A 12,632-nucleotide genomic window follows, 5' to 3' on the forward strand; every position below is an offset into this window, starting at 1 on the left:
CGGGGTCGCCCGGGTAGTGACCGCGGGTCACGGCAGCGGCACCCGGGCCAACAGTTCGTCGACCAGGCGGCCACCGTCCCAGCCCTCGGCGGTCGCTTCGTAGCTGGGCAGGATGCGGTGGCGCAGCACGTCGGGCGCGATCGCACGGATGTCGTCGGGGGTCACGTAATCGCGTCCGGCCAGCCAGGCGTGCGCGCGCGCGCAGCGCTCCAGCGCGATCGAGCCACGCGGACTGGCGCCCCAGGCGATCCGCTGCCCGAGTGATTCGTCATAACGCGAGGCGTCGCGCGATGCCAGCACCAGTTCGACCAGGTAGCGCTCGACCGCCGGCGCCATGTGCAGCTCCAGCACCGCGGCACGCGCCTCGAACACGTCGGACTGGCTCAGCCGACGCGTCGGCGGCGCCGCTGGACGCAGGGCGTCGCGGGCGCGCTCGCGGGCCAGCCGCAGGATCCCGGTCTCGGCGCCGGCGTCGGGGTAGCCGATCCGCACGTGCATCAGGAACCGGTCGAGCTGCGCTTCGGGCAGCGGGAACGTGCCCTCCTGCTCGATCGGGTTCTGCGTCGCCATCACCAGGAACAGCGGCGGCAGCGGATAGGTCGCGCGGCCGACCGTGACCTGGCGCTCGCCCATCGCCTCGAGCAGCGCCGACTGCACCTTGGCCGGCGCGCGGTTGATCTCGTCGGCCAGCAGGATCGGATGGAAGATCGGCCCGGCCTGGAACTCGAAGCGCCCGTCCTGCGGCCGCCAGACCTCGGTGCCGGTCAGGTCGGCCGGCAGCAGGTCGGGGGTGAACTGGACGCGGGCGAAATCGGCCTCCAGCCGCGACGCCAGCGCGCGGATGGCACTGGTCTTGGCCAACCCGGGGGCGCCCTCGACCAGCAGGTGGCCGTCGGCCAGCAAGGCGATCAGCAGCCGCTCGATCAGCGCCGACTGGCCGACGATCTCGCCGGCGAGTTCGTCGCGCAGGGCGCGGAAGGCGTCGTACAGGCGGGCGTGGCCGGGCGCCGTGGCGTCGCTTCGGGGCGCGCTCGGGGCCGGCATCGCGCTGTCGTCCATGGAGAACCTCGGGTGGGGAGTGGCCCGAGTTTGACCCAACTGGGTGGCCGGGGTTCAGCCAGGCGCCGCCCGGGGTTCAGCTTTCGCGACGACCGGCACGCCCCCCGGTGCCCCGCCACCAACGAAAACGGGGCCCGAAGGCCCCGTCGTGTTTCGATCCCGCGTCGTGCTCAGCGATGGTTGCGCTGCGCGACCTCGAGCACCTTCGGGGTCACGAAGATCAGCAGCTCGGCCTTCTCCTTCGAGCGGCCCTTCTTCTTGAACAGGTTGCCGAGGAACGGGATATCGCCCAGGAACGGCACCTTGCTGACGTCGTCGCGCTCGCGGAACTCGTAGACGCCGCCGACCACCACGGTCTGGCCGTCCTCGACCAGCACCGCGGTGTTGACCGAGCGGGTGCTGATCTGCGGCACGTCGCCGATGGAGGTGTCGATGAAGCCCTCGATCTCGTCCTTCTTGACGTTGAGGTTGAGGAACACGCGGCCGTCGTTGGTGATGGTCGGGGTGACGCGCATCTCCAGCAGCACTTCCTTGAACTGCACGCTCGGGGTGGCGACGCCGCCGGCCTGCGCCGGCTGGATGGTCACGTAGCCGACTTCCTGGCCCTGGCGGATGACCGCCTCGCGCTGGTTGCTGGTGACGATGCGCGGGTTGGAGATCACCTCGCCGCGGCCCTGCGTCTGCATCGCCGACAGTTCGACGTCCAGCAGGTAACCGGCGTTGAGGATCGACAGCGCCACCGCACCGGCCGGGTTGGTGACCGCGAGGTCGGTCATCAGGCCGCGGGTGATCTGGGTGGTGTCGTTGAGGTTGAGGCGGTTGGGCTCGAGATCGCCGCTGAAGGCGACGTTGTCCTTGGTGCCGCTGATGCCGAACCGCGAACCCAGCTCGCGCATGAAGCTCTCGGTCGCCACCACCACGCGCGCCTCGATCACCACCTGGTCGACCGGACGGTCGATGACGGAGATCAGCTCCTTCATCTCGGCGACCTTCTTCGGCGTGTCGCTGATCATCAGGGTATTGGTGCGCTCGTCCGCGACCAAGCGGCCGCGCGGCGACAGGAAGCCGGTGTCGACGCTGCCGCTCTGGCCCTGGCCGCCGCCGGAACCGCCGACGCCCTTGGCTTCGGTCAGCGCCTTATAGATCTGCGCGGCGTTGTGGTAGTTGATCTGGATGTACTCGGTGACGAGTTCGACCCGGTTGGCCAGCGCGATGCGGGCGTCTTCCTTGTCCTGCTCGTACTGGGCGATCTCCGCCTGCGGGGCGATCCAGACCACGTTGCCGCTGCGGCGCTTGTCCAGCCCCTTGGCCTGCAGGACGATGTCCAGCGCCTGGTCCCACGGCACGTTGACCAGCCGCAGGGTGACGTTGCCGGTAACGGTGTCGGAGGCGACGATGTTGAGGCCCGATTCCTCGGCGATCAGCTGCAGCACGGTGCGCACCGGCACGTCCTGGAAGTTGAACGTGACCGGACGGCCGGCATAGCTGCGGCTTTCGCTGGTGGTCGAGATGGTCTGGCCCATCGCCGCGTTGCCGGTGCTGCCGGTCTTGGCGACCGCGGCCGGGGCGCGCGGCACGATCTCGACGATGTACTCGTTGCCGGTCTGGTAGGCCATCGACTCGAACGCGCCCTCGGTGTTCAGCACCAAGGTGGTGCCGCCGCCGGCGCTGCGCGCGTCGATCTGCTCCACCGGGGTGGCGAAGTCGGAGACGTTGATCGGCTTCTGCAGCGAGGCCGGAATCGAAGCGTTGGCCACGTCGATGACCACGCGCGAGCCCTGGGTCTGCAGGTCGGGCGCGGCGCCCTCGCCGGTGAAGCGCAGGATCAGCCGGCCGGCGCCGCCGTCACCGCGCTTGAAGTCGATGTCCGAGACCGCGATGGTGCCGGGCAGCTGCTTGGCCGGGTCGGCGTTGGTCGCCGGGGCCAGCTGGCTGATGAAGGTCGGCGTGAAGGTGCCGCCGGCCGACTCGGGCGCCGCCGCATGCACGCCGCTGAAAGCGGCGACCGCCCCCAGCAGCAGGCCGTAACCGGCGGTGCGCGCAAGCGCCCGGGACAGGGGGCGCCGGGCAGGCCGCGCGCGGGTGGCTTTGAAAACGGTCATCGTGCAATCCCCCAATCCTTATTGATCTTCCAACGCGACGGTTGCCGGCCGCTCCAGCCAGCCCCCCGCCCCGTCCGGAACCAGTTCAACCAACTCGATGCGATCTTCGAACACGCCGGTCACCCGGCCGTCGCTCTGCCCCATGTAGGCGCCCGGCTGGACCCGGTAGGTCACCTTGTCCGGGGCCATCACCAGCGCCACGATACCGTTGCCGCGGCCCAGCGTGCCGACCATGTCGAGGCTGTCGAGCGGGAACTGCTCCAGCGTCTGCTTGCGGCGGTCGGAATCCGGGCGCGGACCGCTGCCGTTGCTACGGTCGGTAAAGGCGTTGCTGAACGGGTCACGCAGGCCCTGGGCCGCGTACTCGAACGTTTCGAACTGCTGCATCACCGGCAGCGGATCCAGTGGCGGCGCCGGCCGCGCCTTGACCTCGGCGACCCAGGCCTCGAGGTTGGGCGCATCGCCCGGCGTGCTGGTCACGCCGCGGGCGCAACCGGCCACCAGCAGCGCGACCGAGATGGCCAGGGCCAGGCGGGGCATCGATGCACCGCCGCGAACGGTCAGCTCACGCATCTCAGTTGCCCTCCCCGGCGGCCGCGGCCGTGGTCTCGGCGATTTCCTCTTCGTCGAGGTAGCGATATGTCTTCACGGTGCCTGCCAGCTCCAGCGGTGCGTTGGCGGTGATGCCGACGCCCTTGGCATCGCCGCGCGGCTTCAGGGAGATGTCGTGCATCGTCATGATCACGACGCGCGGCAGCGAGGCCACGCCGCTGACGAACGCGCCGAACTGGTGGTAGGTGCCCACCATGCGCAGCGCGATGGGCTTCTCGGCGTAGAACTCCTTGGGCTGCTCCGGACCGGGCTGGAACAGCTCGTTGCTGATGCCGGTGGCCAGCGCGGTCTGCGAGATGTCGACGATCAGGTCGGGCATCTCGGTCTTGCTCGGCAGCTGCCGCAGCATCTGCTGCAGCTGCTGCTCCATCTGCGCCAGCTGCTGCTTGAGCGGCTCCAGGTTGGACGCGCGGCCCTGCTTCTTCTCGAACTCGGCGCGCAGCTCGGACTCGGTGGTCTCCAGGCTGGCGAGCTGGTCGCGCTGGTCGCGCACGAACACCCACCAGGCCAGGCCGACGATCAGCAGGCCGACGATCACGCACAGGCCGACCTTGGCCTGCTGCGGCCAGCCGCCGATGTTGTTGAAGTCCAGTTCCTTGAGATTGATTTTCTTCTGGCTCACGACGCGGCCTCCTCGGACGCGGGAACTTCGGCGGCGTCTTCGCTCGCCGGCACGGCGCCCTCGGCCGCGTCACCCTCGGCTGCTTCGGTCCCGCCCGGGGCGGCCTCGACCGTGACCGGGGCGGCGGCGGCCTCTTCCGACGGCATCGCGGCGACCTCGCCCGGCACCGCGCCGGTGGTCTCGGCGACCGGGGTGGCCTCCGACTCGACCGGCAGCGGATCGGGGATGCCGTCGCCGTCCTCGTCCTTCGGCGCGTTCGGGTTGGCCAGCTTGACCTGCAGCTTGAACTCGTACGGCAGGCCCTTGTCGGTGCCGCGCGCCTCGATGATCGCCAGCTCCGGGTTGGTCATCCAGCCCGAGCCTTCGAGGTTGCGCATGTAGGTACTGACCCGTGCGTTGGACTGCGAGCGGCCCTCGAGCGTCAGGGTTTCGCTGTCCTGCTTGATCGAGGTCAGCATCACGCCGTCGGGAATCGTGCGCACCAGCGAGTCGAACAGATGCACCATCTGCGAGCGGTTGGCCTGCAGCTTCTCGATGACTTCCTTGCGGGCCAGCAGTTTGGCCTTCTTCTTGTCGAGCTCGTCGATCTCGGCGATCTGCTTGTCGACCTCGGTGATGCGGGCCTTGAGGAAATCGTTGCGCTCGTTCTGGCCGTCGATCTGGGCGTTGTAGAAGCCGACGATGAGGAACGACAGCACCACGGCCGCCAGCGCCGACAGCGCCAGCATGACCATCGCTTCCTTCTGGCGTTGCTTGCGGCGCTCGGCGCGCCACGGAAGGAGGTTGATCCGTGCCATCAGTCGAAGCTCCTCAGCGCCAGGCCGCACGCGATCATCAGTGCGGGCGCGTCCTGTGCCAGTGCGTGCGCCTGCACGCGCGGCCCCAGGGTCATGTGGGCCAGCGGGTTGGCGACCAGGGTCGGGACGCCCAACTGCTCCTCGATCATCCCGGCGATGCCGGGGATGGCGGCGCAGCCGCCGGCGATCACGATCTGGTCGACGCGGTTGTATTCGCTGCCGGCGTAGAAGAACTGCAGCAGGCGGCTGATCTGCTGGACCATCGCCTCCTTGAACGGCTCAAGCACCTCGGTCTCGTAGGTGTCCGGCAGGCCGCCCTGGCGCTTGGCCAGGCCGGCTTCCTCGTAGCTGAGGCTGTAGCGGCGCATGACCTCGTCGGTCAGCTGCTTGCCGCCGAACACCTGCTCGCGGCTGTAGAGGCTGCGGCCGTTGCGCAGCACGTTGAGGGTGGTCATGGTCGCGCCCGAGTCGATCAGCGCCACCAGGCCGTCCTTCGGCGCGCTGAGCTGGTCGGCAACCAGCGCGAACGCGTTCTCGATCGCGAACGCCTCGACGTCCATCACCTTCGGCGTCAGCCCGCCCATCTCAAGCGCGGACGCGCGGACCTCGACGTTCTCGGCGCGCGAGGCGGCCAGCAGGACCTGCACCGACTCGTTGCTGCCGGGCACCGGGCCGAGCACCTCGAAGTCGAGGTTCACTTCCTCGATCGGGTACGGCACGTAGTTGACCGCCTCCAGCTCGACCTGGGCCTCCAGGTCGTCGCCCTCGAGGTCGGCCGACATCGGGATCACCTTGGTGATCACCGAGGAACCGGCGACCGCGGCGGCGGCGTGCCGCGCCCGCGTGCCGGAGCGCGCCACCGCGCGCTTGATCGCCTCGCCGACCGCGACCGGCTCGACGATGCTCTTCTCGACCACCGCGTTGGGCGGCAGCGGCTCGACCGCGTAGTGCTCGACGCGGTAGCGGTTGCCCGCCCGCGAGATCTGCAGGAGCTTGACCGCAGTCGAACTGATGTCCACGCCGACGAGCGCCGGCTGGCTTTTGGTAATGACACCCACTTGTTATCTCCCCTTGCCACCAGGCGCTCGCGCGCTCTTTCCGTGGCCGCGTCCTAGATAACGGACTTTTTACGACCCCGCAACCATTCCATCCACTAATTGCCCACCAGTGCTCCTTTCTGCCACTGGAGGTCGAAAGGGCGGCTCCCCGGCCGGTGTCTTTCCCGGGCTCCTCTATACTCCACAACCCTATCCACCCGCAATCCGGACCCGCTCGATGTCCCTTCCCCGTCGCCTGCTGCGCTGGGCACTCCTGGCCGCGGCCGGCTTGGCCGTCGCGTGCGTGATCGCCCTCGGCGTCGTCTATTACCTGATCGCCCCCCAGCTGCCCGACGTGGAGACCCTGCACGACGTCGAGTTGCAGGAGCCCATGTACGTGTACGCGCGCGACGGGCGCCTGATGGCGGTGTTCGGCGAGGTCCGGCGCTACCCGGCCGAGATCGACGCGGTGCCGGAACGGCTCAAGCAGGCCTTCATCGCGATCGAGGACAACCGCTTCTACGAGCACCGCGGCGTCGACTACGTCGGCGTGGCGCGCGCGGTGTGGCTGCTGCTGACCACCGACGACGAGCGCGTCCCGGGTGGCTCGACCATCACCCAGCAGGTCGCCCGGCAGTTCTTCCTGAGCACCGAGTACAGCTACACCCGCAAGATCGCCGAGATGATGCTGGCCTGGCGGATGGAGCGCGAGCTCAGCAAGGACGAGATCTTCGAGCTCTATCTCAACCGCAGCTTCTTCGGAAACCGCGCCTACGGCGTCACCGCCGCGGCCGAGTTCTACTACGGCAAGGACCTGGCCGAGCTGTCGCTGGACGAGATGGCCTCGCTCGCCGGCATCCCGAAGTTCCCGTCCAGCGGCAACCCGGTCAGCAACCCCGAGCGCGCGCGCATCCGTCGCGATTACATCCTCGAGCGCATGGCGGACCTGGATTTCATCAGCGACGCGGAGAAGTCGGCCGCGCAGCGGGTGCCGATGCACGCGACCCCGCACGAGCCGCCGATCCAGCTCTACGCCCCGTACGTGGCCGAGATGGTGCGCCAGGAGATGATCGACCGCTTCGGCGCCGAGGCGATGACCAAGGGCTACCACGTCGTCACCACGATCGACCCGGAGATGCAGCGCGCGGCCAACCAGGCGGTGCGCGACGGCCTGGCCACCTATGACAGCCGCCACGGCTGGCACGGCGTGGAGCAGCACTTCGACCTGGCCGAGGGCGAGGACGCCGAAACCGCCAAGGCCCGACTGCGCGGCATCGCCACCCAGACCGACATGCTGCCGGCGCTGGTGCTGGCCACCGGCGACGGCAGTGCGACGGTGGTGCTGCGCAGCGGGCGCGAGGTCACCCTTGGCCGTGACCAGGGCTGGAACGGCCGCAACCCGGCCAGCCTGGTCAAGCGCGGCGACGTGGTCCGGGTGCACCGGGTCGACACCGGGGAGGACGCCGGCGACGAGGGCGCCACCACCGCCGCCGGCGAGCCCGCCGCGCCACGCTACGAGCTGACCCAGATCCCGCGCGCGCAGTCGGCGCTGGTATCGATGGAGGCCGACACCGGCGCGCTGCGTGCGCTGACCGGCGGTTTCAGCTTCGCCGGCAGCAAGTTCAACCGTGCCACCCAGGCCAAGCGCCAGCCGGGCTCGAGCTTCAAGCCGTTCCTGTACGCCGCGTCGTTCGAGCGCGGCTTCAACCCGGCCTCGGTCGTGCTCGACGCGCCGGTGGTCTTCCGCGACCGCGCCGGCAACACCTGGCGGCCGCAGAACGACGACGCCAGGTTCCTCGGCCCGATGCGCCTGCGCGAGGCGCTGGTGCGCTCGCGCAACCTGGTGTCGGTGCGGCTGCTGGACGCGATCGGCGTCGACTACGCACGCAAGTACATCAGCCACTTCGGTTTCGACGAGGACAGCCTGCCGCCGAACCTGTCGATGTCACTGGGCACGGCGTCGCTGACCCCGCTGTCGATCGCGCGCGGCTACGCCGTGTTCGCCAACGGCGGCTTCCGGGTCACGCCGTGGCTGATCAAGGAGGTCAAGGACCGCGACGGCGCGGTGATCTTCGAGGAGAACCCGCTCACCGCCTGCCCGTACTGCGGCGGCGGCGCGCGCACGGCGACGGCCGCGGCGTCCGGCGGCGGCACCGTGATCGGCGGCTTCAACCTCGGGCCGGCGACCGCAGCGGCCGAGCCGGCGGCTGTCGAACCGGAGGCGCCGGCGGAGCCGGAGACACCACCGGCCGACATGAAGGTCGCCCCGCGCGCGATCGACGGCCGCATCGCGTACCAGATCGAGTCGATGCTGCGCGACGTGGTCCAGCGCGGCACCGGCACCAAGGCCAAGGTGCTCGGCCGCGAGGACGTCGGCGGCAAGACCGGCTCGACCAACGACCATCGCGACGCGTGGTTCTCCGGCCTGGGCGGGGGTCTGGTGACCACGGTCTGGGTCGGCCGCGACAACTTCGAGTCGCTGGGCCGCGGCGAGTACGGCGGCAAGGCCGCGCTGCCGGTCTGGATCGACTACATGCGCGTCGCGCTGGAAGGCCGCCCGGTCAAGGAGAACCTGCCGCCGGCCGGCATGGTCGAGGTCGGCGTGGCGGCCAACGGCAGCCTGCTGCCCAACGCCAGCGGCGGCATCACCGAGTGGGTCAAGACCGAGGACCTGGAGCGCATGCAGGCCTACGCCGAGTACGACAGCTACGGCCCCGACGCCAGCCAGGCCGAGGAGACGTTCGACATCTTCTGACCGTGCTAGCGTGGTCGCGCCGGCCGCGTGGCCGGCCGCGGCCCGCGATCGCGGTGCCGCCGCACCGGTGGAGGTCGCGATGCCACGCCACAAGCACGCTACACCCGGCAAGGCGACGACCGCCGGCCACCATGCGCGGCACGCCGAGACCCGCATCCGCGAGCGCCGCGGGCGGGTCGCCGGCGAGGCCGCCCGGCTGATCGCCGAGGGCGGCCTGCGCGACTACCACCAGGCCAAGCTGAAGGCCGCGCAGCGGCTGGGGATTTCCGACGACGCCTCGCTTCCGCGCAACCGCGAGATCGAGGACGCGCTGCGCGAATACCAGCGACTGTTCCGCCCCGACCATGCCGACGGCCTGCGCCGCCGCCGCGACGCCGCGTTGCGTGCGCTGGAGTTCTTCGAGCCGTTCGACCCGCGGCTGGTCGGCCCCGTGCTGGGAGGCACCGCCGATGCGCGCAGCCCGGTCGCCCTGCTCCTGCACAGCGACGACGCCGACGCGGTGCCGCGCTTCCTCGACCAGCACGGCATCCCGGCCGAGGCCAGCGGCCGCCGGTTGCGACTGGACCGGGTGCGCAGCGGGGACTTCCCGGTATGGCTGTTCAGCGCCGAGGACCTGACGTTCGACCTGACCGTGCTGCCGCGCATACTGCTGCGGCAGGCGCCGCTGTCGGCGGTCGACGAGCGGCCGATGCAGCGGGCGAACGCCGCGCAACTGCGGCGGCTGCTGGCCGAGGAAGAGATCACCGGGTACGAGGGCGCGCCGCCGGCCTGACGACGCGTATCTGCGGCCCGGAAAACGGAAACGCCCCGCGATTGCGGGGCGTCCACGTACTCGACCGACCGGGGCGTTCGAGCCACCGGGCGGCCCGGGATCAGCGCGCGTCGAAGCCGACGTAGTCGCGCTTGTCCGCGCCGGTGTAGACCTGCCGCGGACGGCCGATCTTGTTCTCCGGATCGTTCTGCTGCTCCAGCCAGTGCGCGACCCAGCCGGCGGTGCGGGCGATCGCGAACATCACGGTGAACATCTCGACCGGGATGCCGAGCGCCTTGTAGATGATGCCGCTGTAGAAGTCGACGTTCGGGTAGAGCTTGCGCTGCACGAAGTAGTCGTCCTTCAGCGCCGCCTCCTCGAGCTTCATCGCGACCTCGAGCAGCGGGTCGTTGACGCCGAGCTGGCCCAGCACCTCGTGGGTCATCTTGCGCACCAGCGCCGCGCGCGGGTCGTAGTTCTTGTAGACGCGGTGGCCGAAGCCCATCAGGCGGAAGCCCGACTCCTTGTCCTTGGCCCGGTCGATCGCCGACTTCACGTTCTCCGGCCGGCCGATCTCGTTGAGCATCTTCAGCACGGCCTCGTTGGCACCACCGTGCGCCGGCCCCCACAGCGCGGCGACGCCCGAGGCGACGCACACGTACGGGTTGGCGCCGGTCGAACCGACCAGACGGACGGTCGAGGTCGAGGCGTTCTGCTCGTGGTCGGCGTGCAGGATGAACAGCAGGTCCATCGCCTTGGCCGCGACCGGGTTGAGCTCCAGCGGCTCGCTCGGCACCTCGTACAGCATGTGCAGGAAGCGCGTGGTGTAGTCGAGGTTGTTGCGCGGGTAGCGCAGCGGCCAGCCGATCGAGTGGCGGTAGCACGCGGCGGCGATCGTCGGCACCTTGGCGATCAGGCGGATCGCGGCCAGGCGGCGCTGTTCCGGATCGTCGAGGTCGAGGTCGTTGTGGTAGAAGCTCGCCATCGAGCCGAGCATGCCGACCAGCATCGCCATCGGATGCGCGTCGTGGCGGAAGCCGCCGAGGAAGCCCTTGAAGGCCTCGTGCATCATCGTGTGGTGGGTGACGTCGTGCTCGAAGCCGGCAAACTGCGCCTTGTCGGGCAACTCGCCGTTGATCAGCAGGTAGGCGACCTCGAGGAAGCTGGACTTCTCGGCCAGCTGCTCGATCGGGTAGCCGCGGTACAGCAGCGTGCCCTCGTCGCCGTCGATGTAGGTGATCGCCGACTTGCAGCTGGCGGTGGCGGTGAAGCCCGGGTCATAGGTGAAATGACCGGTGCCCTTGGGCAGCTTGCCGATGTCGATGCACGGTGCCCCGATGGTGGGGCGCTGGACCGGCAGTTCGACACTGCTGTCACCGACGGAAAGGGTCGCGTGGGCGCTGGAAGATGTTTCGGACACGAAGCACTCCTCATGTCTGCACACCCGCGAGCCGGTCGCGGGCGGAGGGGGTGGACAAGGTCGCGGGTCGTGCCGCGATCCGCGAATTATCGCACAGTGCCGTACCGCACGGTCCGCCCGGGGACCCGCAACAATGCGTTGCGCGCACGGCGGCAGAAACGACGACGGCCGCCATGGGCGACCGTCGAGGCAACAGCGTTGGAGCGGCGCTTACTTGGCGTAGCGCTTGCGGAACTTGTCCACGCGACCGCCGGTATCCATGATCTTGTGCTTGCCCGTGTAGAACGGGTGCGAGGCCGACGAGATGTCGATCTTGATCAGGGGGTACTCGTTGCCGTCCTCCCACTTCACCGACTCCTTGCTGCCAAGGGTCGAGCGGGTCAGGAACTGGAAGTCCGTGGTCACGTCCTGGAACACGACTTCGCGGTACTCGGGATGGATGCCGGCTTTCATTGGCACTCACCAATTATGCGGAGGGAAGCGCGGCAGTATAGCGGCCTCCCGGGGGCCGGCGCAAGCCCGGTCGGCGACGTCCTAGACGGCCGCCAGCGCCGCCTCGATCAGGGCCTCGAACCGGCGCTGGTCGTAGCGCAGCAGGATGGCGGCGTTGTCCGGCGCACCGCCGCGGCGCTGCCAGTCGACGATGGTCGCGCCGCGGCTGTGGTGGCCGGCCAGTTCGACCGCGAGCGGGCGCTCGGCCACTTCCAGCGCCCCGTCCGGTTCCAGCGCGAACGCCATCGCCAGCGCATCGGCCGAGTGCCAGCGGTCGCCACGACTGTCGCCGGCCCATTGCCGGGTCTTGCGCGAAATCAGCTCGTAGAACGTCGCCCGCGCGCTGCCGCAGGCCAGCCAGCGCTCGACCTCGCGGTGCGGGAAGCCGTGCTCCAGCACCGCCTCCCAATCGGCCAGGTCGGCCCGCGGGAACGCGTCGAACACGATGTGGGCGGCCTCCGGATCGAAGCCGATGTTGAACTCGGCGACCGCGCTGGTATTGCCGCGGCCGGTCACCGCGCCGCCCATCACCACCAGCCGGCCGACCCGCGACGGCAGGGTCGGGTCCAGCCGCAGGGCGAGCGCGAGGTTGGTCAGCGGGCCCAGCGCGACCAGCAGCAGGCGGCCGGCGTGCTCGTGCGAAAGCCGCAGGATCGCCAGCGCGGCGTGCTCGGCCTCGGCCTTGCGGGCGGCCGGGACGTAGCCGACGTCGCCGAAGCCGTCGCGGCCGTGGACGTAGCCGGCGTCCTCGGCCAGGTGCAGCAGCGGCGTCGCGCAGCCGGCGAACACCGGCACGTCGACGCCGGCCACCTCGCACAGCTTCAGCGCATTGGCGACGGTGTGCTGCAGGCCGACGTTGCCGGCGGCGACGGTCAACCCGACCACGGCGTGGCGGGGGTCGTTGAACGCCATCAGCAGAGCGAGGGCGTCGTCGACGCCGGGGTCGGTGTCGATCAGCAGCGGGATCCGGGTGGATTCGGTCATG

At 69.8% G+C, this 12,632-nt stretch carries 11 protein-coding genes; 2 read left to right on the forward strand and 9 right to left on the reverse strand.

Annotated features, from left to right (window positions below):
- Positions 1–27 precede the first annotated feature (27 nt).
- The 6 genes from N799_RS09445 to N799_RS09470 form a co-directional block, all read right to left on the reverse strand.
- Complete coding sequence (locus N799_RS09445) at positions 28–1,044, reverse strand: AAA family ATPase (RefSeq protein WP_036211489.1); 1,017 nt, start codon at positions 1,042–1,044, stop codon at positions 28–30.
- 185 nt (positions 1,045–1,229) lie between these two features.
- Entirely contained in the window at positions 1,230–3,161 is a 1,932-nt protein-coding gene (locus tag N799_RS09450; protein ID WP_036211412.1) for a type IV pilus secretin PilQ, read from the reverse strand.
- Between the two features lie 18 nt (positions 3,162–3,179).
- On the reverse strand, positions 3,180–3,701 hold the full coding sequence (locus tag N799_RS09455) for a pilus assembly protein PilP (RefSeq protein WP_036211492.1): 522 nt from the start codon (positions 3,699–3,701) through the stop codon (positions 3,180–3,182).
- 34 nt (positions 3,702–3,735) lie between these two features.
- On the reverse strand, positions 3,736–4,395 hold the full coding sequence (locus N799_RS09460; RefSeq protein ID WP_036211415.1) for a type IV pilus inner membrane component PilO: 660 nt from the start codon (positions 4,393–4,395) through the stop codon (positions 3,736–3,738).
- The gene (locus tag N799_RS09465; protein ID WP_081974918.1) at positions 4,392–5,192 is read right to left on the reverse strand and encodes a PilN domain-containing protein; all 801 of its coding nucleotides are present in this window, start codon (positions 5,190–5,192) and stop codon (positions 4,392–4,394) included. Before N799_RS09465 ends, N799_RS09460 begins: the two co-directional genes overlap by 4 nt.
- Positions 5,192–6,250 carry a pilus assembly protein PilM gene (locus tag N799_RS09470; protein WP_036211418.1) on the reverse strand — a complete coding sequence of 353 codons (1,059 nt, stop codon included), beginning with the start codon at positions 6,248–6,250 and terminating at the stop codon, positions 5,192–5,194. Before N799_RS09470 ends, N799_RS09465 begins: the two co-directional genes overlap by 1 nt.
- A gap of 217 nt (positions 6,251–6,467) precedes the next feature.
- On the opposite strand from N799_RS09470, the gene N799_RS09475 reads away from it, so the two are divergent.
- Both N799_RS09475 and N799_RS09480 read left to right on the forward strand, forming a co-directional pair.
- Entirely contained in the window at positions 6,468–8,984 is a 2,517-nt protein-coding gene (locus tag N799_RS09475) for a penicillin-binding protein 1A (RefSeq protein ID WP_036211421.1), read from the forward strand.
- A gap of 79 nt (positions 8,985–9,063) precedes the next feature.
- Positions 9,064–9,756, forward strand: coding sequence for a hypothetical protein (locus N799_RS09480; protein ID WP_052101428.1), 693 nt, complete (start codon positions 9,064–9,066; stop codon positions 9,754–9,756).
- 100 nt (positions 9,757–9,856) lie between these two features.
- Here N799_RS09480 and N799_RS09485 read toward each other — a convergent pair whose 3' ends face one another.
- The 3 genes from N799_RS09485 to N799_RS09495 form a co-directional block, all read right to left on the reverse strand.
- A complete protein-coding gene (locus N799_RS09485) occupies positions 9,857–11,155 on the reverse strand; it encodes a citrate synthase (protein WP_036211424.1) in 1,299 nt (432 codons plus the stop codon).
- Positions 11,156–11,365: 210 nt separating this feature from the next.
- On the reverse strand, positions 11,366–11,608 hold the full coding sequence (locus N799_RS09490; protein WP_036211427.1) for a type B 50S ribosomal protein L31: 243 nt from the start codon (positions 11,606–11,608) through the stop codon (positions 11,366–11,368).
- An 81-nt stretch (positions 11,609–11,689) separates the two neighbouring features.
- On the reverse strand, positions 11,690–12,631 hold the full coding sequence (locus N799_RS09495) for a nucleoside hydrolase (protein WP_036211430.1): 942 nt from the start codon (positions 12,629–12,631) through the stop codon (positions 11,690–11,692).
- Position 12,632: the final 1 nt, after the last annotated feature.

It is taken from the genome of Lysobacter arseniciresistens ZS79 (assembly GCF_000768335.1).
Classification (GTDB): Bacteria; Pseudomonadota; Gammaproteobacteria; order Xanthomonadales; family Xanthomonadaceae; genus Novilysobacter; species Novilysobacter arseniciresistens.